Below are 24,533 nucleotides of genomic sequence, written 5' to 3'. Positions count from 1 at the left end.
GGACATGTCTTCGGGAGGGGGGGATTGTGTGGCCGAGGCGGGGAGGCTTAAACCAGGCGTGCCTGCGGCGAAGAATCCCGCAGTATCCGCTCCACATCCGCCATCTCGAGTACCTCTTCCTGCAGCAGCGCCGCTGCCAGGGCATCGAGGGTATGCCTCCTCTCCTCCAGTACCTTGGTCGCAGTTGCCTCCGCTTCCCTTATGATCTGCTGGATCTCCTGGTCCATGACCCAGGCCATTTCCTCGCTGTAGCGCTTGGGTAAGGAAAGCTCCCTGCCGAGGAAGGGATGTTCTTCGCCGCGGCCGAGGTTCATCGGGCCGACCTTGTCGCTCATCCCCCATTGCGCCACCATCTTCTCGGCCAGCGCCGTTGCGTCTTTGAGGTCATTCTGCGCTCCGCTGCTGAACTCGGCGTACACCATCTTCTCCGCGACCCTGCCCGCAAGGCTGATGCTCAGCCGGTTCATCAGGTAGGAGCGGGGATAATAGTGGCGGTCTTCCCCCGGTAGAAGCTGTGTCACCCCCATCGCCATGCCACGGGGGATGATGCTGACCTTGTAGATCGGATCTGCGCCCGGCAGTTGCCAGGCGACGAGGGTGTGGCCGGCCTCATGGTAGGCGGTGATCCGCTTTTCCTCGTCACTGATGGTCAGCTCCTTGACCGACCCCATCAGGATGATGTCCTTGGCCTCGCTGAAATCATGCGCGTCCACCAGCTCCTTCCCTTGCCTCAAGGCCACCAGCGCCGCTTCGTTGGCAAGGTTTTCGAGGTCAGCGCCGGTCATCCCCGGCGTCCCCTTGGCCAGGGTTTCCAGATCCACATCCGCTGCCAGCTTCTTGCCCCGCACATGGATGTCGAGGATCGCTTTACGCTCCTTCCAGCCGGGCCGGTCGATCACGATATGGCGGTCGAACCTTCCCGGCCTGAGGAGCGCCGGGTCCAGCACGTCGGGCCGGTTGGTCGCAGCCATAACGATTACCTCCTCGTGCGGGTCGAAACCGTCCATTTCGCTCAGCAGTTGGTTCAAAGTCTGTTCTCGCTCGTCATGTCCGCCGCCGAGCCCCGTGCCCCGGGTCCGGCCGACCGCGTCGATCTCGTCGATGAAGATGATGCTCGGATGGGTGCTTTTGGCCTTCTTGAACATATCCCTGACACGTGAGGCACCGACCCCCACGAACATCTCGACAAATTCGGAGGCGCTGATGCTGTAAAAGGGGACGGCAGCCTCGCCTGCCGTAGCGCGGGCAATCAGAGTCTTGCCGGTCCCCGGTGGACCGACCAGCAACACTCCCTTGGGAACCTTCGCCCCGATCCTTTCAAAGCGGGAGGGGTCCGTCAGGAACTCGATGGTTTCCTTCAGTTCCAGCTTAACGTTGTCCATGCCGGCAACGTCATTGAAGGTCACGCTCGGCTTGTTGACGTCATAGAGCCTGGCCTTGCTTGCCCCAAAGGTAAAGATTCCCCCTGGGCCGCCCTGTATCTGCTGGTTCCTTCTCAGGATCACTATCCAGACACCGATGATGAGCAGCCAGGGGAGCAAAGCCACCACCGTCTGCCACACCGCACCGTGTTCGGCGGATTCGATACTGATGGTCACCTTTTGTTCCTGCAGCCGGGCAAGCAGCCCCTCCCCCTGGAACGCGGGAAGTATGGTCTGAAAATATTTCACCTGCTCGGGTTTTCCCCTTTCCTGCAGCGTGAGGCTCGCCTCGCTGCGGAGTTCGCCGTTCAGTGTTTCCTTCCTGATGACCACCGATTTGATATTGCCCGCGCCAAGCTGCTCCATGAACTGGCTGTAGTTGATCTCATGGCGCAGGGGGGCATTGAGGTTGGACGTGCTGTTCCATAGCGACGCGAGCAGAATAACGAGCAGGAACGGTGCGACCTTCCAGAAATTCGGGATATCGGGGGGTGAGCCTTGCTTCGTGTCATTCATGATCCACCCATGTCTGAACTGAACACTCGGGATGCTGCCCCATCAGATTGTCAGTTTCTCGCCACGCCACTGGATCCCTCAGCGCTTGTAGCCGATACGACGCAGCAGGTCGCGCCGCTCCTGCCGGTCCTCGTCCGTTTCCACCCCTTTGGGCGGCAGCCCGTCGACGACCCCGAGAATACCCCACCCCTGAAGGGTCGAGGCAACGATCACTTGGAGCGGATTTGCCGTGGCGCAGTAAATCCGGCACACCTCCGGGCAGTTCTTGATCTGGTTGAGCACGTTGATGGGGTAGGCGTCGCGCAGCAGCACACAAAAGACATGGCCGGCGCCTATGGCATTGAGCACCTGCACGCACCCCTGGACCAGCTCTTCATCGTTCCCCTCGGTCCTGATCAGGCACGGGCCGGATGCCTCGGTAAAGGCGACCCCGAAGCGGGCCTGCGGCACCGTCGTGGCGATGACTTCGTACAGGTCCTCGGCGGTCTTGATGAAGTGCGTCTGGCCCAGGATGATGTTGCATCCCTCGGGGTACTCGATTTTCACGTCGTGTATTTCCAGGTTCATAGGTCCCTCCCTTGGTTACAAGATGACCAGCAACCGTTCGTCCCGCTTTCCCGTGCCTTGCCGTTTCGTTTTCAGATGCCGAGGCCGGCTATGGTGGCGCCGCATTCTGGGCAGGCCCCGTTGTGAATCCTGTTGGTGTCGATTGTAAAACCGTAACGCTTGATCAAGAGCGCTGAGCAAGAGGGGCACCACGTATTCTCTCCTCCCTCGCCGGGGACGTTTCCTTCGTAGACGTAGTTAAGGCCGGCGGCGCGACCGATGTCACGCGCCTTGCGCAGTGTCTCCACCGGTGTCCGTGGCCGGTCGGTCAACTGGTAGGTAGGGTAGAACTGGGTCACGTGCCAGGGGGTGTCGATGCCCAGGTTCGTGACGATGAATTGCGCTATACCCTGCAGTTCGGCTTCGGAATCGTTCAGCCCCGGTATGATCAGTGTGGTCAGCTCCAGCCAAATCCCCTGCCTGCGATACTCGATGATGGAGTCAAGGACTTCGGAGAGACGGGCATGGACGACGTCCCGGTAGAAGCTCTCGGAGAAGCCTTTGAGGTCGATATTGGCCGCATCCAGGCAGGGCGCAATCATGGAGAGCGCTTCCTTGCTGATGTAGCCGTTGGTGACGAAAACGTTGCTCAGGCCGGCTTCTTTGGCAAGGATGGCTGTGTCGTAGGCGAATTCAAAAAATACGGTCGGCTCGGTGTAGGTGTAGGAGATAGAACGGCAACCGGTATCCCGGGCCCTTTGTACGATTTCCAAGGGGGAACGCCCGGTTCCCGTGATGGGGGCGCCACGCTCGATTTGGGAAATGGTGTAGTTCTGGCAGTGGCGGCAGTGGAAGTTGCATCCCACCGTGGCTATGGAATAGGACATGGTACCCGGCATGACGTGGAAGAGCGGTTTTTTCTCTATCGGATCGACATGCTCGGCGCACAGTTTGCCGTAGACCAGGCTGTAGAGCGTACCGTGCCGGTTCTCCCGCACGGCGCAGATGCCACGGGCGCCATCGGCTATGTGGCAGCCGAAGCGGCAAAGGTAGCAGCGTACCGCGTTGCCTTCTTCCCGGTGGAAAAACAGTGCCTCTTTCATGGCTCCTCCCGGCGCTTCCTGTGTCACGTCACTGGTTCGTTTCGCTTCGTGACCTTCCCCTCGAGCTAGCGAATTTGGACCCGGCTCACGTCCTGTGCGGATATCTGGTAGGCTCCGTCTCCGGTGTCGCCATGGAAGACGGCGCCCGTGCGTACGCTCAGCTGGAGGTGACGCCCGGATTTAAGCAGCAAATCGGCTGGCACCGTATCGCCACTGACAGGGCCGAAGCCGATTTCTTTGAGGTCGTGGAAGAAGACACTCATGTCTCCCGCCCCTTTTTTTCCTTCAAGGAAAACCTTGCCGTTCATAGAAAACCTGGTCAATTCCATTTTCATTCCGGAGCGGTCGGTAAGCTGCACCTTGATGTTCTCATCCGTTTTGGGTACCTCTCCCTCCGGGGCGCCCCCCAGGCTACCCATGCCCATCAACACGGCGGTTGTTAAAAGGACCAGCGCGGCTGTCATAAGGTTTTTCATACCGTCCCTCCCTTCCCTCGTGAATTTGGATGCAACCAGCACCCGCGGGTGCTTGCTGAAAAGATATCCCTGCATTGGCTAATCGTCGGGCAACCCCTCGCGCAAGATCTTGCGCACGAACTTCGCTCCGTTACCTTGCCTGCAAAAATGCAGGTAAGAATTTACGATGAACTTCGTAGGTTCCAGCATGTAGTAAATCATTGAAATTTCTGCACTGCTTGTAAAACCTGATATCCCAGGGTAATTGCCTTTTATCTTTTCTTGATCCGCGCCAGGAAGCGTCGAAAATTGAACTACGGATGCAATGTATTCACTTGCGGAGTATGTCGGCACCCCGGATGTGAATTCCTTGTGCGTAGCAGCATGTGTGATTTCATGGATGACGAGGCTGCGCCAGATGGACGGGGTCATGGGAATTCCAAACAGTGGCGTGGTCTGTTCTGCATTACATGCTGTCTCGTAATCCAGGAGCCAGATTTCATTGCGGGTTGCGTTGTAGTATCCTAACGATCCATGTTGACCGTTTTTAGGCAACTTCTTGGAAAGCGTTATGGTCAGGTTATCGGGAAGGTTCAGGTCGAGGGACTTGAGAAAGGCTCCACCAACTTGCACAGCTTCACATACGACATCCGACATTGCTTTTGTTTCGGCAAGGACGGTAATCGTGGAGTGCTGACAAAGAATGCGGCTTGTTTCGGCACAGAGAGGGGCGCCATGCAGTACGAGGGCTACCAGCATAAATCCGGCCTTCATTTTCCCCTCCGTCAGTGACATCTCTACGCGGGAAATGCCCGGCTGTGACAGTGCCTTCAATGCACTGACAGTATATCACTTTGCGATGGCCGCGCGTTTTGATCTGGCCATGGGGGAGATGAATGACACGGGTACGCACCGGGCGGAAGCGGTACGTGCGAGATGCCTGGGGAGACCGGATGTCGGCGGTACGCTGGAAGAAAGTGCTTGAAACATGGCATGGATCTGGGTATATCTAGTCCGCGTTGAGCGCTGCGGGGCGGGCGGCTCGACACATCTCGAGGACAAGGCACTTGCGGGGTATCCTGCGGGTGCTTTTTTATGTTCCGGCTGTGGGGAGTTGATGGTAATCGTACAACAGGAAATAGAGCGGCTGGACAGGGTGCATGAGGCGATAGAGCGGTACGCGGTGGACCGTCTCCAGACCATCGGCAGGCATGAGGCGTACACGAGGGAACTGGAACAGCAGCGCCTGGGTTCGGTGGACTGGCGCGAGAAGAACGACCTCGCTGAGAAACTGATCGAGCACGGGCATCACTCGCCGCGCAAATACCTGCACGAATTCACCCAGCAGGCGTCTCCGTACTTCGGTATCCTAGGCATCCACGACAACGACCGCCGGATCGGCAAGAAGGAATACCTGATAGGCAACCAGACCCTCATGGACGGCCAGAGGGTGGTCGTCATCGACTGGAGAAAGGCTGAGATCACCGGCCCCTTCTACGAGGGGTACGACATCGGTGAGGAATACGAGCTGACCATCAGGGGCGTCGAGAGGGAAGGGGTGATCACCCGCCGGGACAAGGTGACCATCGCAAGAAAGGCATTGACCCGCATCGAGACCCCCTCCGAGACGTACGAACTTCGCGGGGGCGCCTGGCATAAGAACGGCGGTGCCGTCGAGACGACCGCCGACACCAAGGAGCGGACCGAAGACCACCGCATGGTCGACTCGATCGCCGCTCTGATCTCCCCGGAGCAGTTCCGCGCCATCACCAAGCTGAGAGACGGCGTGGTGGTCATAAACGGCGCGGCCGGAGCAGGGAAGACCACGGTGGCGCTGCACCGGCTCTCGTTTCTCATGTTCGACGCGCCGGAGAAGTACCGTCCGGAGCGGTGTATCGTTCTCATGTTCAATCGCGTCCTGCGCGACTACGTCAAGCAGAGCAGCGACACCTTGCTCGGCCCCGTCCGCGTTGACACCTACAGCGCCTGGTCCCTGACGGCGCTTGCCGCCATCGGCGTCCACTCGCTGAAAACGGTCTTCGACGATCCATTCGGGGCGCAGAAGAAAAGCAGCAGGGTGCCGGCTCTTCTCGCGAAGTACGTGAAGGAGACCACCAAGATCGAGCCGGTCACCGACCTGTGGCGCTTTCTCATGCAGGACTACGTCGTCGCCGCCCTCTGCTCGGACGCGGGGACGGAGTTCCAGCAGGTTGCCCGGAAGAAGTTCGCGGCCAAGGATCGGATGGTTTCGTTCTCGGATGTCAGCATCCTGCTCCGCCTGGCCCAACTGCGCCGCCCGGCCGGTGCCGTCGTGCCCGGGGCGCTCAACGCCTACGACCACATCGTCGTCGACGAGGCCCAGGACCTCTCCTCGCTTGAGTTGCGTACCATCATCGCCGCTAGCTCCGCGGCGCGCAGCCTCACCATCTGCGCCGACGAAAAGCAGCAGATCCTGAGCTTCTTGGACTCCCAAGGGTTCTCCAGCGTAATCGCCCAGCTCCAGTCGCAGGGGTTGGAGAAGGAGAATCTGACCGTCTCTTACCGCTGCCCAAAGGAAATCGTCGACCTGGCTGCCCAGGTTAGCGGGCGCAATGCCGACACCACCAAGGCCCATTCCGGCGTGGTCGGCTTTCACCCCACCAGGCATGCCGCAGAGTCGATGGCGAAGATCCGAGACATCGTGGAGGGGATGGTGCAGGCTGCGCCCACGTCACTTACCGGCGTGATCTGCAAGAAGAAGGCTGATGTCAAAGCACTGCACGCGGCGCTCGCCGGTGTCACTGGTTTGCACGCCGAAGGGGAGGTTTCCTTTCTGCCCGGCGTGCAGGTCATCCACGCTCACGCCATTAAAGGCGTCGAGTTCTCCAACGTCATCCTCTACAACCCCAGCTCCTACGACTACCGGCAGACTGACCCGGACCGCAACCTCTTGTACGTTGCCATCACCCGCGCCTGCAAGACCCTCCACATCGTCCACCACCAACCGCTGGCGCAGGGGCTTCGTCACGCGGCCCAGTCCGAGACGTAAAGGGAACTGGCATGCGGTTGACCTTGATCGGAGTGCCGGTTCGTATGAAGTGCCATGCCGTTCAACGTGATCGGAGTGCCGGTTCATATGAGGTGCCATGCTGTTCAACTTGATCGGAATGCCGGTTCATATGAAGGGTCATGCCGTTCAATTTGATCGGGGTGCCGGTTCATATGAAGTGCCATGTCATTCAACGTGATCGGAGTGACGGTCCGCATGAAGTGCCATGCCGTTCAACGTGATTGGAGTACCGGTTCATATGAAGTGCCATGCCGTTCAACGTGATCGGAGTGACGGTTCGTATGAAGTGTCATGCCCTTCAACCGAGCGGGAGTATCGGGCCGTATGGAGTGGCATACTCTTCACTTTGGCGGGGGGGAAGCAGGAAAAACGGGGGGAAGGAAGCCTCCCCCCGGAGGGTCCACAGCGGTGTTGTGCATGCTGCAATCCGAGTTAGGTCGTTGCCGGTGTGGATTGCTTCCTCTTTTTAAAAGGGGTGACGATCTGGACGCCGGCTTGGAGAAGTTCGGGAATGTTTTCTTCCGTTGCGATGAGTTGCAGATATCCCGCGATCTTTTTGAACAACTCGAGAAGTTCCTTGAATGACTTGTCGCGCAGCACGATCTGCACCCGGTCAAAATTGATTGCTGCCTGGTATTTCTGCTCTGCGTCGTCGATGGCCTCTTTTATTCGGGCCAAGGGAATCGCCTGGTCTGGTACGTTGCGATACAGGGATAGCCCGCTTAACCCGTTGTAGTAACGTTTGCAGTTGGCCAGAACTGCCGAAGGCCTTCCTTTTAAGTCGAACTTTAGACGTAGCATGGTCACCTCCATATACCTTGTTGGAAACTTCCAATCTGACACGGCGTGACCACTATAGCGAAGGCTCCTGTTTGCGCAATAACATTTAGAGTTAAAGTGCAGCCCGTGCATTCTTAATGTTTTAGGGCCGGTACGGAAAGGGCTGAAAATCAAAAGGAGGCGGGGAATTCCCCGCCTCCTTTTGATTTTGGTGCTGACGTTGCTACTTCCCGAGCTTGACGTAGGGAGCTAGCAGGCCGTTGAAGCCGTACTGCACTTTGACGTCGACCTTGGCGCTGGAGGTCCATGGATGCACTGGCATATACCGAAAGGTATAGGGGAATATATCCATCGGCTATGCAGAAATATATCCGTTCGGTTATTGTCGTTTGCATCCATAAGTCTACAATCGTCGACATCGAGGTGGGGGGCAACTCATGGGGCGTTTGGAGAACAGAAAAGCAGTACGTTATAGCTGTGAGGTCCCCATCGAACTCAGAGAAGGGACTGGCCTCACCCGGGATTACAGTACTGACGGGATCTACTTCACCACCGACCAGGTACTCGGGCTAGGCGAAGAGGTTCAATTGACCATGTGCTTGACCAATCAGGGGCCTAACAAGATGGTCAAACTGACGTGTCATGCCCAAGTAGTCCGAGTGGAAGAGGTTGACGGTAGGCAGGGAACTGCTGTTGCCATCAACGAATGCGTCGCCGAGTTGCTGCACAAGAGAAATGACGCAGCCGACGACGACACAACAACTATGCACAATCAGGAACCAATCTTCAGGTACCAACCGAGGATCCTATAACGACGCAGTACTGAACTGAACACTATTAAATGGAGGGCATCATGAGGAGAAATGTATCGACACTTGCTTTGGGTATGCTTTTAACTTTGGCCAGTACTGCAATGGCTGAAAAACCGGTCTTGGGGCCCTGCGGCACCAACAGCCCGCTTAGTGCGGTAGACATCGCTCCTTCCTCCTACAGTTACACGCGCACCAGTGTGGACCAGTTCACGGCCACTTTTACCGTTCTCTCGCCGCGCGTAAACGTAACCGGTTCCTGCGATCCGTTGCTCGATTACGTTTTCGGTAACGGAGACAGCGGTGCGGACATCGATTTAGAGGTGAGGGTGACCGATGTCTATAACGGGGACGGCTCCACCCCCAGCCTGACCGAGGAGCAGCTGAACGCCCTCAAGAATGCATTCGTCTTTACTCCCGCGAACTTCACGCTTACCGACCCGGGCAAAGGTAGCCAGGCGGTCAGCTTGACCTTCACCAACACGAGCACGGTACCGGCGGGGGAGTACATCGTAAACATTCAAACCAGGATGACCAACCCCGAAACAGAAAAAGGGAGTGGTGTCGGACCGGCCAACAAAACCTTTACCGTCAACATCGCTGAGCCACTGCAGGTAAAACTGGACACTCTCCCGCCGGTCGTCAACATATCCAGCCCTGCTGATGGGGCGTCTTTGCTGCTCAATGCTCCGCTGCAGGCAACCTTCAAAATAGTAGACCCGACTGAGGAAGGGGCCGGCACCGGAGTTCACGCCGCCCGCGCCTTTATCACCACTTGCGCGGAAGCCGTAGAGCACGATATCAGCGGCGCTCTTTCGAGCAGCGTCTCGCTGCCGGTAGCAGCGGGCGAGGAGGTAACGTTTACCGAGAATGCCATCGCAAACCAGATTGGTACCTTCACCTTGAAAGCAGAGGCGGACGATGCCGCCACCCCGACCATTCACACTGGCTCGGATGTTAGGTCATTTACGGTGGGCGTAGGCGTGGCACCTCTCCCCCCCATCAGTGTTGTCGGCAAGCAGTTCAACTCCACTGCTGATGTCGCTATTAAATGGGCAATCACCGATACAACCGGCGCCTTCCTGCCACCGTTCACCGATGTAGTGGCCGTTGTTAAGCTCCCTTCGGGCGAGACTGCAGCTACCTATGTGGCCGGTGACGGTTCCGGTGGGATCCGTTGGGACCTTGACGCTGCCGGTAACGCTGTGCAATACATCGCCAACTACAAGATTCCTGGGATCGCCGGCACCTACAAGGTGGAAATCTTTGTCAAAGACGTTTGCAACTCCCTGGTAAAGCAGGGAGAACTCTCCTTCTACGCAGCCAAGCCGGCGGTGCAGAAAAAATAAGTAAAAGAAGTCGCCGTCGTTCCGATAACTAAGGGGGGGCTCCATATGGGCCCCCCCTTTAACATGCATAGCTGCCGTTGTTAGTTCCGGTGTGGTAAAGGGTGATTCTGTGCACCTGTCCAGCCGGGTTTCCCTGAATCACGGATCACAACTGTCTCTAATTCGTGGGGGTAATTGTCTACAGCAATTTATATGAAAACTTGCTATAAAACCTCCAAGTGGAGGATGATTAATGACTATTGAAGAAGCTTTTGGCATTGTGATTCGCAGATTGAGAAGGGAGCGCAACCTTTCCCAGGACAAGCTGTCCATGTCAAGTTGCCTGGACCGCAAGTTCATCTCGAACATAGAAGGGGGAAAGCAGCAGCCGAGTCTGGTCTCCATCTTCGCCTTGGCCAGTGCCCTCAATACTTCCGCTTCCAGCATCATCTACGAAACGGAATTCATCCTGAAGATCAACACACCGGATCGGTTGAGGGCCGAAGGATCCAAGATAGACTGGATTAGCAGCATGGAGATCATGATGAGCAAGATCAACAACAGTTATCAGGGATCCGAAACAATCCTGATCGTCGATGACGAAAAACAGCTCCGCGAGATGCTGTCCGACTTTCTTGCCAGCTACGGATACAAGGTCATCACCGCCGAAGATGGCCAGGACGCCATCGAGAAGTACACCGAGAACGGACCGATCCACCTGGTGGTTATGGACGTGGTGATGCCGCGCAAGGACGGTATCAGCTGCTTCAAGGAGATCAAGAAGGTGAACCCGAAGGCGAAGGCGGTCTTTATGAGCGGCTACCGGCCGGATCACCTGCAGGCGAGGGAGGATTTTCACCTGATCCAGAAACCGTTCTCTCCGGTCGAGATGATCAAGGCGATCAGGAGCGCGCTGGAGTCGGACTTGGAGCAGACCCTCGACCTTTAAGGCACGGCGCGGATAACGGAGAAAGACTGGGGAAAGGGGAGTTCATGCGAACTCCCCTTTTTACGTTTATGGGTGCTGGTAGAAAAGGCTGAGGAGCCACGCGGTGGCCAGCGTCGAAGAGAACCAGACCAGCGCCCGCGGTGTGATGTCTTTGGGGATGTCGATGTAGGGACGCTCCCCGCGCAGCGACTGGATCTTGTATTCGATGCTTTGCTTGCCGTGGACGAAGACGGCGATGGAGACCGGGAACCAGATGGCGCCGGTGATGGTGCAGAGGGCGCTCACCGGGCCGGTGAGGTGCTCCCCGGTGGAAAGCATCACCGCGAGGGTCATCCCGGAGAGTAGCGACGTGGTCTTGGTGGCGTAGGGTATCTTCATGGCCTGGCCCCCTGTAAGTGGGAGGTGGGTGCCGACGAAGAGAGCAAAACATACCGCGCCACATTAGCAAGTTAAAGGAAGGTGTCGGCACGTCATGGTTGACAGGAAAGGAGGCTTTGTGGTAGCAAGGGATAGCCACGTTGCGCGGCTAACTCTTTGATTTATAGGAGTTTATGTGAAAGATAAAATGTTGTGCCGCAGGATGTTCCTGAAGTCGTCGGCTTTTTTCGCCGCCACGGTCCTGGGTGCGAAATCGGCCTTCGCCAAATTCATGGAGGGGAGCGGGGCGCCCGAGGGTAAGCTCTCCCTTTACAACGTCAACTGCAAAGAAAGGCTCACCGTCACCTACCGCAACAACATGGGCGAATACTGCGAGGACGCGCTCCAGGCTCTCAACTGGATCTTCCGTTGCCACAATACCAACGAAACCACCACCATGGACCTGCGCGTGCTCGAGTACCTGAACCGGCTGGACAACTCCCTGGGCGGTAACAACGAGATCCACATCATTTCCGGCTACCGCTCGCCGGAGTACAACGCCCGCCTGCGCAGCAGGTCGGGTGGAGTGGCCAAGGACAGCCTGCACATGAAGGGGATGGCCATCGACCTCGCCATACCGCGGGTAGGACTGGACCGTATCCGGCACACCGCCATCGCCCTTGCCGCAGGAGGGGTCGGCTACTATCCCCAATCCGGATTCGTCCACATCGACTCCGGCCTGTTCCGGACCTGGTAGGCCGATTCCGTCTTCATCGGCCGTGCCACCGGCTGCTTGAATACCTTGGGGAGTCAACGCTGCGCTGCCCAGAGCGCCACGTTCCTCTCCCGTGCGTGAGGCCGGGGATCAGCCGAACAGCCTGGTCTGCAGCAGATAAACCGCTATCCCGCCGAAGTAACCGAGCAAAGCCAAGCCGCTGATCCGCTTTACGTACCAGAAGAAATGCAGTTTTTCCAACCCCATGGCCGCGACCCCCGCGGCCGAGCCGATCACCAGGATGGATCCCCCCGTTCCCGCGCAATAGGCCATGAACTCCCAGAGGAAGCTGTCCGCCGGGTGCTGCGCCAGGTTGTACATTCCCATGCTGGCGGCGACCAGCGGTACGTTGTCGACGATCGAGCTGACCAGTCCGATAAGTGTCACGATCAGGTCCAGCCGTCCAACGGCCCGGTCCAGCCACGAGGCGATTGCTGCCAGGATATGGGTATGTTCCAGGGTGGCCACGGCCAGCAGGATGCCGATAAAGAAGACGATAGAGCTCATGTCGATCTTCTCCAGGGCATGGGCGAGGGTAAAGTGCCGCTTGTCCATCTCCTCCTTGTTCCGATGCACGAGGTCCCCGGTGAGCCAAAGCAGCCCGAGCCCCAGCAGGATTCCCATGAAAGGAGGGAGGTGAGTGACCGTCTTGAACACCGGAACGCTCACCAGAATGCCGATGCCGAGGAAGAACATCAGGTTGCGCTCGAACAGGGTAGATTGGGGCAGTGCCCCATTTTCGAACCGCACCGGAGCCACCACCTCGCGCCCCTTGAGTTGGTAAGCGACGAAGGCGAGCGGTAGCATGAGATTCACAAGTGAGGGGGCAAGTACGCCCTTCATGATCTGGAGTGGGGTGATCTGCCCGCCGATCCAGAGCATGGTAGTGGTCACGTCGCCGATAGGGGTCCATGCACCGCCGGCATTGGCGGCGATGACAATGAGGCCGGCGAAGAAAAGGCGGTCATCGTGCCGGTCCAGAAGCTTCTTCATAAGCGAGATCATCACGATGGTGGTGGTCAGATTGTCGAGGACAGCGCTTAGGAAGAAGGTAACGAATCCAACCAGCCACATCAGCGATGACAGTTTACGGGTCTTTATGTGTGCCGTGATAACTTCGAAACCGTTGTGGGCATCGACTACTTCCACGATGGTCATGGCCCCGATTAAGAAGAAGACGATCTGCGCCGTCGATGCCAACGACTCGTTCAATTGTTGCACGACCAAATGGCTGTCAGGGCCCAGCAGGGCGTATACCGACCACAGAAGTCCGGCACCGAGAAGGGCGGAAGATGACTTGTTGATCCTGATCGGATGCTCAAGGGCGATGGCGGCGTAAGCGACCAGAAAGATAGCTACGAGCAGGGGGATCATTAGTGTGTTTCCTCACAGTGGCGTTTTAACGGGAGCCTCGCATTGATAGCGCAACTGTGGCGCGCGGTAAAGGTTTTTCGGTGCGGCATCAAGCGGGATTGGAAAAGGGCCTGTCCGATGGACAGGCCCTTCTTGTTTGTTGCACCTGCTGAACAGCGTTGCTAGTAGCCGAGAGCGCGCGGCAGCCAGAGCGAGATGATCGGCACGTAGGTCACCAGGAGCATGAAGCCCAGCATGGCCATGAGCCAGGGCCAGACCGCGACGGTGAGTTCCGATATCCCCATCTTGGTGATGCCGCTGGCGACGTAAAGGTTCAGGCCGACTGGCGGGTGGCACATGCCGACCTCCATGTTGACCGTGATCAGCACCCCGAAGTGCACCGGGTCGATGCCGAGCTTCATGGCCACCGGGTAGAGGATCGGGGCGAGGATCAGGATGATGGAGGAAGGTTCCATCACGTTGCCAGCCAGAAGCAGCAGCACGTTGGTCACCAGCAGGAAGGAAACTACGCCTAGGTTGTGCCCGAGGATCCAGTCCGCCATGAGCTGCGGGATGTTCTCGTGCGTCATAAGGAAGGAGAAGAGCACGGCATTGGTGATGATGTACAACAGCATCGCGGACATGCTGGCCGAGTCGAGCAGTACCTTGGGGACCTTCTTGAAGGGGACGTCACGGTAAACGAACACCGCGATGACGAAGGCATAGACGGCGCTCATGGCCGCGGCCTCGGTCGGGGTGAACATGCCGGAGTAGATGCCGCCCAGAACGATGACGATCAGGAACAGGCCCCAGATGCTGTCACGGAAGGCTTTGGCGCGCTCGCCCCAGGTCGCTTTCCTCATGCGCGGGAGATTACCCTGCTTCGCCCTCCACCAGGCGACCAGGCCCAGCAACGTGGCGAGCATGAGGCCGGGGATGACGCCCCCCATGAACAGCGCGCCAACCGAGGAGTTGGTGGCGACGCAGTACACCACCATGGGGATAGACGGAGGGATCAGGATGCCCAGCGAGCCCGAGGTGGTGATGACGCCGGCGCCGAAGCGCTTGGGGTAGCCGGCACGCACCATGGCCGGCATCATGATCGAGCCGATGGCGACGACGGTGGCCGGGCTCGACCCGGAGACCGCGGCGAAGAGGGCGCAAGCCATGACGCCGGCGAGGGCCAGACCGCCGTGCCAGTGGCCGACCATGGAGGTAGCGAAGTTGATCATCCTTTTGGCCACGCCGCCGTGGGTCAGGAAGTTACCCGCCAGGATGAAAAACGGGATCGCCATGATCTCGAACTTCTCGATGCCGGTGAAGAGCTTCATGGCCACCGCCTCGGTGGGTACCTCCGAGAAGAAGAACAGGAAGGTAAGGACGGTAAGACCAAGGGCAATGGAGATGGGCATGCCGGTCAGCATGAGCGCCAGCAACAGCGCGAATACGATGCCGGTGCTGCCGAGGGTGGCTATCGCTCCAAGGATGACGGCGATGGCGATGAGCCAGGTGGCCGCCTTTTTCTTGGAAAACTGTTCCCAGCCAGCTACTGCAGTACTCATTTCACACCCCCCTGCGCGTCCTTATGGTTGAACTTGTGCTGTTCGTACTCTTCCAGAGCCTCGGTGGAGTCCAGTGAGCCGATTTCGTCGATGCCGTCGACATGGGCGTGGTCGTGGTGCGGCAGCTCCCCAGTGCGCAGGAAGGCGACGCCGACCTGGAGGAAGCGGAAGCACATCAGGTACGAGCCAAGCGGTACCGCGGAGTAGACGATCCAGGTGGGCCATTCGAGGTCCGGGGTGATCGGACCCTCGAACAGGTCGCCCACGGCCATGCCCAGCTTGTTGAGAACGGCGTAGTGCATGCCGTTTTCCCAGACGAACCTGGCGCCCAGGGTGCCGATCAGCCCGGTGAAGAGCGCGCCGCCCAAAATGGCGATCACCACGGTCACCTTGCGCCAGGAATCTGGCATGCGGGTGACTAGGACGTCGACGCCGACGTGGATGCCGCTTCTGACGCCGTAGGCCGCGCCGAACTTCGCCATCCAGACGAACATGTAAATGCAGAGCTCCTGCGCCCAGCTCATGTTAATGGTAAGCAGCCAGTCCTGCAGCCCGGGAATGGGCATACCGGACAGGTAGCGATGGCCGACGGCTACGGCGATGACTACCGTGGCGGCGCCGATGAGGAAGGTGATGATGATTTCCTCAAGATGGTCAAGATACTTCATCATGATGGGCTTCTCCTGGAACTCGTTCAAACGGCCGCCGCTGTTTGGCGGCGGCCGTGACGTGCAGGTGTGGTGTGGTGTGGTTAGTTCGCGTTGTAGCCGGTGGCGGCGTAGACTTCCTTGACGATGTCGGCGCCGATGCGGCCCATGTTATCCTTGTGCGCCTTGTCCATCGCCTTCTTCCAGGCGGCGCGCTCCTGCGGGGTCAGGGTGATCAGCTGGCTGCGGCCGGACTTCTTGACTGCGGCCAGCGCCTCGTCGTTATCCTTCTTGGCGACGTCGTTGGCGTACTTGGTAGCGTCCCTCATGCAGCCTTCCAGGGTGGTGCGGATGTCAGCCGGCAGACCCAGCCAGAACTTCTTGTTTACGATGACCGCGTAGCCCAGGTAGCCGTGATCGGAAAGGGTGACGTACTTCTGCACCTCGTGCATCTTCTGGGTGTAGAGGTTGGAGGGGGGATTCTCGGTGCCGTCGACGACGCCGGTCTGCAGCGCCTGGTACACCTCGGAGAAGGCGAGTACCTGCGGGATGGCGCCCACGGAGCGCATCTGGGAGTCGAGCACTTTGGAGGACTGGATGCGCATCTTCTGGCCGCGGAAGTCGGCGACGTTCTTGATCGGCTTGTTGGCGCTCATCACCTTGAAGCCGTTATCCCAGTAAGCGAGGCCGAGGATCCCCTTGGGCTCCAGTTTCTTCAGCAGTTTCGCGCCCACCGGACCCTGGGTCACCTTGTGCAGTTCCTGGTAGTTGTCGAAGATGAAGGGGAGGTCGAAGACCTCGAACTCTTTGACGCCCAGCGGGGCGAACTTGGCCAGGGACGGTGCCAGCATCTGCACGGCGCCCAGCTGCAGCGCCTCCATCTCTTCCTTGTCCTTGTAGAGCTGGCTGTTCGGGTACACCTCTACCTTGACGCGCCCCTTGGTACGCTCCTCGGCCAGTTTTTTGAAGTAGTCAGCGGCCTGCCCCTTGGGGGTGTGCTGGGCAACGACGTGGCTGAACTTGATGACGATCGGTGCCGGTGCGGCAAATGCGGTCACGGGCAGGGCAAGGGCTGCGGCCATAACCAAACTTTTAAAACAAGCTTTCAGGTTCATACGGTACTCCTCCTTGAGTGGTTTGTTGCGATTATTAAGACTTGTTGATTAGCTTGATGCTTCTCGTGCCTGGTGCTGCTGGTGGTGGTGCGTATACGATACATTGTTATATTGCAACTGCGGTGCCACAAGGTTGGACGCGTAACGTACTGTTTTATGATTGGCATACAAAACAAAATGGTGGTTGTGACGGTGAGCTGTGGCTGAAATCCGCCACTGTGCTGGCGGATAGTTGCCAACATTGGGCGCTCGCCGATGATTAGAAGAATACGGGGAGGTGGTGTGGGGTGACTTGGTGGCGTTGGCTGCTATTAATGTTTTGAGGGTGGCGAAAATAGAACGGGTAGGGTGGGTAATGACGGGAATGGTGTGAGCGGCAGAGAGGGGTAACGGTCGAGGGGGCGAGGGTGCGACGGTCGCCTGGGTGAGGCGACCGTCTGCACTGGGGACCTAAAACTAAAGTCCGTGCTTGTCCATCTTGTAGCGCAGGGTGCCGCGGGGGATCTTCAGGTTGGCGGCGGTCTGCAAGACGTTGCCGCCGGTGGCCTGCAACGCCTGCTCGATCAGGGACTTCTCGATACTGCTGATCGCATCCTCGAGCCCTAACCCCTCGGGGATGGCCAGGGCGTTGGGGAGATGGGGTGTCGCGGCGTCTCCGTACTGGCCGGTCCTGATCTCCTGGGGGAGGTACTCGGGGAGCAGGGTGGGGCCGCTGCGCATGATGCAGATACGCTCGATGACGTTCCTGAGTTCCCTGACGTTCCCCGGCCAGGCGTACTGCGCCATGAGCCGCTCTGCCTCCGGCGCGACGTCGCGGAACTGGCGGCCGAAGGAGCGGCTGAAACTGTCCAGAAAGTAAGCGGCCAGCGCGGCGATGTCGGCGGTACGCTCCCGAAGCGGCGGGATGTGGATAGGGAAAACGTTGAGACGGTAGAAGAGATCCTCGCGGAAGCTCTTCTCAGCGATGCGCTGTAACAGGTCGCGGTTGGTGGCTGCGATGACACGAACGTCGACGTCGATGTCCTTGACTGCACCCACCCTGCGGATGGTCTTTTCCTGCAGCACCCGCAACAGCTTGACCTGCATGGCCATGTCCATCTCGCCGATCTCATCCAGAAAGATGGTGCCGTGGTGCGCTTCCTCGAACAGCCCCTTCTTCCTAGCGGCGGCCCCGGTGAAGGAGCCTTTCTCGTGCCCGAACAGCTCACTCTCCAGAAGCGTCGCGGGAATCGAGGCACAGTTGATGGCGACGAAGGAGTTTTCCCTGCGGTCGGAAAGGTCGTGGATGGCGCGGGCCACCAGCTCCTTGCCGGTGCCCGATTCCCCGGTGACGAGTACGGTCGAGGGGATGCGTGCGATCTCGCGAACCTGGGCCACCACCTCGTTGAAGGCCTCGCTTTTGCCGATGATGGGGGAGGGACCGGGGAGCGAGCCGTCGCCATGCCGTAGTTTCCTGACCTCGCGCTTCAGGGTCTGGGTCTTCAGGGCGAGCTTCACAATCAGCCTGAGGGCGTCGGCCTTGAAGGGCTTCTTCATGTAGTGGAAGGCCCCCAGCTTCAGGGATTCCACCGCCGTCTCGACGGAGCCATAGCCGGTGATGATGATGACCAGCAGTTCCGGGTCGATCTCCTTCAGGTTTTTCAGTACATCGATGCCGTCCTCGGTGCCGAGGTTAAGGTCCAGGAGGGCGAGGTCGATCTCCTCCGAGGCAACCAAATCGCGCGCCTGCTGTCCGGACCCTGCGGCCAGGACGTCGAACCCCTCGCTGGAGAGGATGCGCTGCACGTTTTCGCAGATGAAGGCTTCGTCGTCTATGATCAGTATCTTTTCCATTCTTTCCTTTCTTCTCACATCCCCTCTCCCTCCGGGAGAGGGGATGTGAGGGCGCTGCTAATGGCAAGACGACAGCAGACGGCGGGTCCCTCACCCGCCCTTCGGGCACCCTCTCCCGGAGGGAGAGGGGCTAGGGTATTGCTGGTCAGGTATCTTCGTTTAGCCCGTAAGCGGCAGTTCCACGGTGAAACGGGTCCCTTCTCCGGGCGCGCTTTGCACCTGGACCCGCCCTTGGTGCTCCTCGATGATGCGCTGGGTGATGGAGAGACCAAGCCCGGTGCCGGCCCCCTTCCTGGTGAAGAAGGGCTCGAAGATCAGCGGCAGATCTACCGCCGCGATGCCCGGACCGTCGTCGCTGATGTCGATCACCGCATACTGATCCCGCAGCGAGGTGGCGATCCTGATCTGCCCGCCGTCGGGGAGGGCCTGCTGGGCGTTCTTGATGATATTGAGCACCGCCTGCTTGATCTTCTCGGGGTCGAACCGGAAGGGAGGGAGATCGCCTTCCTCCACGGTGAGTTGCACCCGCTGCTTCTCGCAGGGACGGCGCATGAGGAGCACGGTGTCGTTGATCAGCCGGTTCAGGTCGCATTCGCGGAAGTCGGCCCGCACCGGCGAAGAGTAGTTCAAAAGGGCGCTGACCAGCTTTTCCACCCGCTCGATCTCGGCCAGGGCCTTCTTGATCATTTCCCGGTCCGCGCTGTTCGAGGCCGCCTGGTCGTGCAGGTCGTCCAGTAGGAGTGAGATGCCGGTGAGCGGGTTTCTCACCTCGTGGGCGATCCCCGCCGAGAGTTTGCCCAGCGAAGCGAGCCGGTCCAGGCGCATCATCTCCTCGTGCAGGTTCTCGCGCTCGGTCTCGTTTCTAAGCGTGATGGTGAGCCCGTGCTCGGAGTCATGCCCGATGGGGAAGAAGCCGACGTCGAAATGGGTCTTGCCCGGCTCGTGGTCGAAGCGGAAGGTCTCGCGGCCGTAGCCTGCATTGGTGGCGAAGACGGTCGCAATGCGCTCGCTCAGCCCCTCCCAGTCCCGGAATAACTCACGGTAGTGTGTCCCCTCGGTCACGTCTTCGCCCAGGAAAAGCCTCCCGGTGCGGTTGATGGAGGTGAGGAAGCCCTGCGGGGAGAAGGTGACGATGCCGCTCGAGATACTCTCGAGGACGCTCGCCTTGAAGTTACGTTCGTCCATGATCTCCAGCCGTGACTGTTTCAGTTCCTCCAGGGTGGAGAGCAGGCTCACCTTGCGGCGGTCCAACTCGTCGGCCATGTTGTTGAAGGTCTGGGCCAGAACGCCGATCTCGTCGGCCGAGTTGACCGCTACCCTTTCCGCGAAGTCGCCCGCGGCAAGCTTGCCGGCGTTCTCTGTCAACTGCCGCAGTGGCACGCTGATGCCGCGGGAGAGCAGCCAGGCAGAGAGGGCGGAGAAAAGGGCCGTCAGCAGGATGATGATGGCACTGGTGCGGCGGTGCTCGCCGAGCTGCTTGGCGATGAGTCGGCCACCTTTGCGTGACGCCTCGTGGAAGCGGTCCACCTGGAAGCCGATGGTGACACCGCCGAAAACGCCGTGCTTGGCGTAGTCGCCGGTGTCGTAGAAAATGGGGGCGAAAGCCATAATCTTCTTGGCGCCGCCAACGTTGGTAATGTCGACGTACCCCTCCTGCTTGGCGCGCACCGCGGCGGCGACCTTGGGGTAGCCGGGGTGGACGAAGCCGGCGTAGTCGAGGTTGAACGGGATGCGGCCGCTCTCTATCTCGGCCTTACCGGAGCGGGCGGTGTAGGGGGGCACCAGCCTCCCCTGGGGATCGACGCCGCGTATGTCCCAGAACTTGGGGTGGGTGATGATCCACCCTTCGTCGTCGAAGAGGAAGGCGTAGTTGCCGCTTTGGTAGGAAGGAAAGAGCGACGAGGCGTTCTTGCCGGGGTCGATGTGCTGGGTGAACTCCATCAGGTGCCGATGGTCCAGTGAGAGGAGCACCATGCCGTCGAAGGCCCCCCTGGCGTCGAACAGGGGGGCCCCGAAGCGTATCACCCCCTGGTACATCTTGCCGTCGTAGGCGCTTTCCGGGTCCGGAGCTCCCGCCAGCTGTTCCTGCTTGCCGATATGGAACCCGGTCAGGTGCGAAACGTAGATCTCGCCCGGCTTTAGGGCGCGCACCCGTGTGAAGTAGTCCTCGCTCTTGAACTCGGTGTTGGTCGGGTCCGAGACGTCGGTAAGCTGCCCCTGGGGGACGAAGCGGCCGTTGCGGATCACCACACGCTCCTTGCCGTTTCTGTCGATGAGGGCGATGGAGCGGTAGATAGGGAGGAATTCGTGGGTCCCCTGGGCGGCCGTGGAGCTGGCGCCGCGCTGCCACACCTCGGAGAGCCGGGTCTGGTAGAAGTTGAACAGCGCCGGCTGGGAGAGGGGGGAGCGGGAGAGGAAGAGGAGGTCGCTCTCGCACTGGTGCAGGAAATCCTTGATGTTCTCGGCTAGGTCGCGCGCTTTCATCTGCAGCGACTCCACCGCCTGGCGGTCATCGGACTCGCTGATTTCGGCGGAAAGGCGGGCGCTGGTCGATTGCAGGTTGGCCAACAGGATCGCCGAGGATACCAATAGCGGCAGCAGGGAGAGCAGCAGCGTGATGACCAGGATCTTTTTGAAGATGGTGAAACGTGGCAAGGGCTCCCCCGCTTAGTAATCAGGTTCGCAGGTTAGCACAAAACGACGGGGGGGAACAGTGTTCCTTTGCGCGGCCGGTCCCGGGGGGTCTTTTGTGTTGACTTGGTTGCGGGGGTGCATTAAAAGTAATGCGGTACTAAGGCTTGGGAGCGGCGGAGGAATTGGTTGGGATATAAAGACCTTGCATCTTGCGTGGTTGACCTGGAGCGCACCGGCGCCCTGGTCAGAATCGACTGCGAAGTATCTGCGGAACTGGAGATCGGTTCCATTCAGCGCCGGGTCTACCAGACGGGCGGACCGGCACTGCTCTTCACCAGGGTCAAGGGGTGCTCCTTCCCCATGCTGGGCAACCTGTTCGGCACCCTGGAGCGCACCAGGTACATCTTCAGGGACACCCTGAAGGCGGTGGAGCGCCTGGTTAAGCTCAAAGTCGACCCGCGCTGCGCGTTGCGCGAACCCGCGACGCTTGTGGGTGCCGTACCCGCGGCCTGGCACCTGCTCCCCAAGAACGTGAGCGACGGCCCCGTCATGGCCAACCGCACCACTATCGATCGACTCCCCCAGTTGAAGTCATGGCCCGACGACGGCGGCGCCTTCATCACCCTGCCCCAGGTCTACTCCGAAAGTGCGCTGCAGCCTGGTCTGCGCCACTCCAACCTAGGCATGTACCGGGTCCAGCTCTCCGGCGGCGAGTACCGCACTAACGAAGAGATCGGCCTGCACTACCAGATCCACCGCGGCATCGGCTTCCACCACGCGGAGGCGATCGCCAAGGGGGAGCCGTTCCGGGTCAACATCTTCGTCGGGGGCGCCCCGTCAATGACCGTGGCCGCGGTGATGCCGCTACCCGAGGGGATGCCGGAACTCTCCTTCGCCGGCCTGTTGGCCGGGCACCGTATCGAGATGGTGCGGCGCGAGGGGAGGCTCCCCATTCCCGCAGAGGCCGACTTCTGCATCACCGGCATCATCGACCCTGCCAAGACGCTTCCCGAAGGTCCCTTCGGGGACCACTTCGGCTACTACAGCCTGGCCCATCACTTCCCCGTGCTCAAGGTGGAGGAGGTGTTCCACCGCGACGGTGCCATCTGGCCCTTCACCACGGTAGGACGCCCGCCCCAGGAGGACACCTCGTTCGGCGCCTTCATTCACGAGCTGACCGGGCCGCTGATTCCGACCGTGATCCCGGGGGTGAAGGCGGTGCATGCCGTGGACGCGGCCGGGGTGCACCCGCTCTTGTTCGCCATGGGGAGCGAGCGCTACGTGCCGTACGGGGAGCGCCGTACTCCGCAGGAGCTGTTGACCATCGCCAACGCCGTGCTCGGGCAGGGGCAGCTTTCCCTGGCCAAGTACCTTATGATCGCGGCGCACGAGGATGCGCCGATGCTGGACATCCACGATATCCCCGCGTTCCTGGCGCACGTCCTGGAGCGGATCGACCTGCGCCGCGACCTGCATTTCCAAACCGCCACCACCATGGATACCCTGGACTATTCCGGGTCCGGGCTGAACAGCGGCTCCAAGGTGGTGATGGCGGCCATTGGCGAGAAGCGCCGCACGCTGGGGACGGAACTACCCGCCGCCTTGCGGCTTGCCCCCGGGTTCTCGGCGCCCGCGCTGTGTCTCCCCGGCGTCATTGCTGTGCAGGGGCCGGCGTGCAGCACCCCCAAGGGGGAGGCGGACGCGCAGATGGAGGCACTGTGCCAGGCGCTGGAGGGGGTCGAGGGGCTCGACGGCTTCCCGCTCATCGTCGTCTGCGACGACAGTCGCTTCACCGCGGCGGAGCTGAACAACTTCCTCTGGGTCACCTTCACTCGCTCGGACCCTGCCGCGGACATCTACGGTGTCGGCGCCAGCACGGTCTGCAAACAGTGGGGCTGCGCCGGTCCGCTGGTCATCGATGCCAGGGTGAAGCCGCACCACGCTCCGCCGCTTATCGAGGACCCGGCTGTGGAGCGGCGGGTGGACGAGTTGGCCGCGCCGGGCGGGCCGCTGCATGGGTTGTACTGAAAAGAGGCTGACTCACGCCAAGACGCAAAGACGCAAAGAAATACAACAACGAAACAAAAGCTTTAAGGTGGGCTTGGCGCCTTTGCGGCTTTGCGTGACTTGGCTTTTGAATTTGGAGTAACGGTGGCGAAGGAAAGGCTGGACAAGCTGGTCATGGAACGGGGGCTCGCCCCCTCACGGGAGAGGGCCAAGGCGCTCATCATGGCGGGACAGGTGGTGGTGGACGACCACCTGGCCGACAAGGCGGGGCTCATGGTGCCGCTGGAGGCAGAGATCCGCCTGAAGGGGGAGCCACTTCCCTACGTGAGCCGCGGCGGCTTGAAACTCGCCCAGGGGTTGGACCGCTTCGCCATCTGCGTCGAGGGACTGGTCGCCGTCGACGTGGGGGCGTCCACGGGCGGCTTCACCGATTGCCTCTTGCAGCGAGGCGCCCAAAGGGTCTACGCTGTCGACGTCGGCTACGGTCAGCTCGCTTGGAAACTGCGCGAGGACCCGCGCGTGGTGAACCTCGAGAAGACCAACATCCGCCACCTGGAGTCGCTGCCGGAGTGCCCAGATCTCGCCGTCATCGACGCCTCCTTCATCTCGCTGGACAAGGTGCTCCCGCCGACACTGCGCCTGATCAAGGACAACGCTACCATCGTGGCCCTGATCAAACCGCAATTCGAGGTGGGGCGTGGCCAGGTGGGGAAGGGGGGCGTGGTCAGGGACGAGAAGAAACACCAGGAGGTCGTGGAGAACGTGACCGAACTGGCGCAGGGACTGGGACTGCTGGTGCTGGGGGTGTGCGAGTCTCCCATCCTGGGCCCCAAAGGGAACAAGGAATTCCTGATCCACCTGCAAAAACGCGGCTTGGTCGAGCCCGCCCCGGCCGCGCCTGAGGCTTGAGCAGCGCTTTAGGTCTCACTTTCAACTGGAGGAAATCATGAGTGATTGTCTGTTCTGCAAGATGGCCGAGGGTGCCATCCCGGTGAAGAAGGTCTACGAGGACGACCTCCTCTTCGCCATCGAAGATATTAACCCGGTGGCACCGGTCCACATCCTCATCATCCCGAAGAAACACGTCGTCAACACCCTGGAACTGACTCCGGCCGACGACCAGTTGATCGGCGCGGTGCACCGCGTTGCAGCGGAACTCTCCCGCGAGCGCGGCTTCGATCAGGAGGGGTTCCGCCTGGTGAACAACAACAACGCCGGTGCCGGCCAGTCGGTGTGGCACATCCACTTCCACCTGCTGGCCGGGCGCAAGCTGGGGTGGCCTCCGGGGTAGCCG

21 protein-coding genes are annotated in these 24,533 nt (G+C 60.0%); 8 read left to right on the top strand and 13 right to left on the bottom strand.

What is annotated here, in order from left to right; all coding sequences use genetic code 11:
* Window positions 1-47 precede the first annotated feature (47 nt).
* From ftsH to K7R21_RS07715, 5 genes are all read right to left on the bottom strand, one after another.
* Entirely contained in the window at window positions 48-1,937 is a 1,890-nt protein-coding gene (gene ftsH / locus K7R21_RS07735; RefSeq protein ID WP_224982696.1) for an ATP-dependent zinc metalloprotease FtsH, read from the bottom strand.
* 78 nt (window positions 1,938-2,015) lie between these two features.
* The gene (locus tag K7R21_RS07730; RefSeq protein WP_224982695.1) at window positions 2,016-2,504 is read right to left on the bottom strand and encodes an adenosine-specific kinase; all 489 of its coding nucleotides are present in this window, start codon (window positions 2,502-2,504) and stop codon (window positions 2,016-2,018) included.
* 71 nt (window positions 2,505-2,575) lie between these two features.
* A complete protein-coding gene (gene amrS / locus K7R21_RS07725; RefSeq protein WP_224982694.1) occupies window positions 2,576-3,586 on the bottom strand; it encodes an AmmeMemoRadiSam system radical SAM enzyme in 1,011 nt (336 codons plus the stop codon).
* 65 nt (window positions 3,587-3,651) lie between these two features.
* Complete coding sequence (locus K7R21_RS07720) at window positions 3,652-4,062, bottom strand: hypothetical protein (RefSeq protein ID WP_224982693.1); 411 nt, start codon at window positions 4,060-4,062, stop codon at window positions 3,652-3,654.
* Window positions 4,063-4,140: 78 nt separating this feature from the next.
* Window positions 4,141-4,815: a DUF6639 family protein gene (locus K7R21_RS07715; RefSeq protein WP_224982692.1), complete on the bottom strand. Its 675-nt coding sequence runs from the start codon at window positions 4,813-4,815 to the stop codon at window positions 4,141-4,143.
* 343 nt (window positions 4,816-5,158) lie between these two features.
* Between K7R21_RS07715 and K7R21_RS07710 the strand changes: the two genes are divergently transcribed.
* Complete coding sequence (locus K7R21_RS07710; RefSeq protein WP_224982691.1) at window positions 5,159-7,069, top strand: UvrD-helicase domain-containing protein; 1,911 nt, start codon at window positions 5,159-5,161, stop codon at window positions 7,067-7,069.
* 453 nt (window positions 7,070-7,522) lie between these two features.
* Here the strand turns inward: K7R21_RS07710 and K7R21_RS07705 are convergent, their stop codons facing one another.
* Window positions 7,523-7,891: a hypothetical protein gene (locus K7R21_RS07705; RefSeq protein ID WP_224982690.1), complete on the bottom strand. Its 369-nt coding sequence runs from the start codon at window positions 7,889-7,891 to the stop codon at window positions 7,523-7,525.
* Between the two features lie 416 nt (window positions 7,892-8,307).
* On the opposite strand from K7R21_RS07705, the gene K7R21_RS20945 reads away from it, so the two are divergent.
* The 3 genes from K7R21_RS20945 (at window position 8,308) to K7R21_RS07690 (ending at window position 10,956) form a co-directional block, all read left to right on the top strand.
* Window positions 8,308-8,682: a PilZ domain-containing protein gene (locus K7R21_RS20945; RefSeq protein ID WP_224982689.1), complete on the top strand. Its 375-nt coding sequence runs from the start codon at window positions 8,308-8,310 to the stop codon at window positions 8,680-8,682.
* A gap of 41 nt (window positions 8,683-8,723) precedes the next feature.
* Window positions 8,724-10,028 carry a hypothetical protein gene (locus tag K7R21_RS07695; RefSeq protein WP_224982688.1) on the top strand — a complete coding sequence of 435 codons (1,305 nt, stop codon included), beginning with the start codon at window positions 8,724-8,726 and terminating at the stop codon, window positions 10,026-10,028.
* A gap of 232 nt (window positions 10,029-10,260) precedes the next feature.
* On the top strand, window positions 10,261-10,956 hold the full coding sequence (locus tag K7R21_RS07690) for a response regulator (RefSeq protein WP_224982687.1): 696 nt from the start codon (window positions 10,261-10,263) through the stop codon (window positions 10,954-10,956).
* A 66-nt stretch (window positions 10,957-11,022) separates the two neighbouring features.
* Here the strand turns inward: K7R21_RS07690 and K7R21_RS07685 are convergent, their stop codons facing one another.
* Window positions 11,023-11,334 carry a hypothetical protein gene (locus K7R21_RS07685; RefSeq protein ID WP_224982686.1) on the bottom strand — a complete coding sequence of 104 codons (312 nt, stop codon included), beginning with the start codon at window positions 11,332-11,334 and terminating at the stop codon, window positions 11,023-11,025.
* A 175-nt stretch (window positions 11,335-11,509) separates the two neighbouring features.
* Between K7R21_RS07685 and K7R21_RS07680 the strand changes: the two genes are divergently transcribed.
* Window positions 11,510-12,070, top strand: coding sequence for a YcbK family protein (locus K7R21_RS07680; RefSeq protein ID WP_224982685.1), 561 nt, complete (start codon window positions 11,510-11,512; stop codon window positions 12,068-12,070).
* A 108-nt stretch (window positions 12,071-12,178) separates the two neighbouring features.
* Here K7R21_RS07680 and nhaD read toward each other — a convergent pair whose 3' ends face one another.
* From nhaD to K7R21_RS07650, 6 genes are all read right to left on the bottom strand, one after another.
* Window positions 12,179-13,462, bottom strand: coding sequence for a sodium:proton antiporter NhaD (gene nhaD / locus K7R21_RS07675; RefSeq protein WP_224982684.1), 1,284 nt, complete (start codon window positions 13,460-13,462; stop codon window positions 12,179-12,181).
* A 161-nt stretch (window positions 13,463-13,623) separates the two neighbouring features.
* Window positions 13,624-15,003, bottom strand: a complete 1,380-nt coding sequence (locus tag K7R21_RS07670; RefSeq protein WP_224982683.1) for a TRAP transporter large permease — start codon at window positions 15,001-15,003, stop codon at window positions 13,624-13,626.
* The gene (locus tag K7R21_RS07665) at window positions 15,000-15,674 is read right to left on the bottom strand and encodes a TRAP transporter small permease (RefSeq protein ID WP_224982682.1); all 675 of its coding nucleotides are present in this window, start codon (window positions 15,672-15,674) and stop codon (window positions 15,000-15,002) included. The genes K7R21_RS07670 and K7R21_RS07665 overlap by 4 nt, the downstream gene beginning before the upstream one ends.
* A gap of 80 nt (window positions 15,675-15,754) precedes the next feature.
* Window positions 15,755-16,765 carry a TRAP transporter substrate-binding protein gene (locus K7R21_RS07660; protein ID WP_224982681.1) on the bottom strand — a complete coding sequence of 337 codons (1,011 nt, stop codon included), beginning with the start codon at window positions 16,763-16,765 and terminating at the stop codon, window positions 15,755-15,757.
* Window positions 16,766-17,221: 456 nt separating this feature from the next.
* Entirely contained in the window at window positions 17,222-18,598 is a 1,377-nt protein-coding gene (locus K7R21_RS07655) for a sigma-54-dependent transcriptional regulator (RefSeq protein WP_224982680.1), read from the bottom strand.
* Window positions 18,599-18,757: 159 nt separating this feature from the next.
* Window positions 18,758-21,253 (bottom strand): PAS domain-containing sensor histidine kinase, encoded by a 2,496-nt coding sequence (locus tag K7R21_RS07650; RefSeq protein ID WP_224982679.1) that lies wholly within the window; start codon window positions 21,251-21,253, stop codon window positions 18,758-18,760.
* Window positions 21,254-21,418: 165 nt separating this feature from the next.
* On the opposite strand from K7R21_RS07650, the gene K7R21_RS07645 reads away from it, so the two are divergent.
* The 3 genes from K7R21_RS07645 to K7R21_RS07635 all read left to right on the top strand — a co-directional run bounded on the left by K7R21_RS07645 (window position 21,419) and on the right by K7R21_RS07635 (window position 24,530).
* Window positions 21,419-23,260 (top strand): UbiD family decarboxylase, encoded by a 1,842-nt coding sequence (locus K7R21_RS07645; RefSeq protein WP_224982678.1) that lies wholly within the window; start codon window positions 21,419-21,421, stop codon window positions 23,258-23,260.
* A 123-nt stretch (window positions 23,261-23,383) separates the two neighbouring features.
* Window positions 23,384-24,148, top strand: coding sequence for a TlyA family RNA methyltransferase (locus K7R21_RS07640; protein ID WP_224982677.1), 765 nt, complete (start codon window positions 23,384-23,386; stop codon window positions 24,146-24,148).
* Between the two features lie 37 nt (window positions 24,149-24,185).
* A complete protein-coding gene (locus K7R21_RS07635; protein ID WP_224982676.1) occupies window positions 24,186-24,530 on the top strand; it encodes a histidine triad nucleotide-binding protein in 345 nt (114 codons plus the stop codon).
* Window positions 24,531-24,533 lie beyond the last annotated feature (3 nt).

The organism is Geomonas agri, assembly GCF_020179605.1.
Taxonomy (GTDB): Bacteria; Desulfobacterota; Desulfuromonadia; order Geobacterales; family Geobacteraceae; genus Geomonas; species Geomonas agri.
Note: the sequence above shows the minus strand (reverse complement) of the source record. Positions and strands in the feature narration are given on the sequence as shown.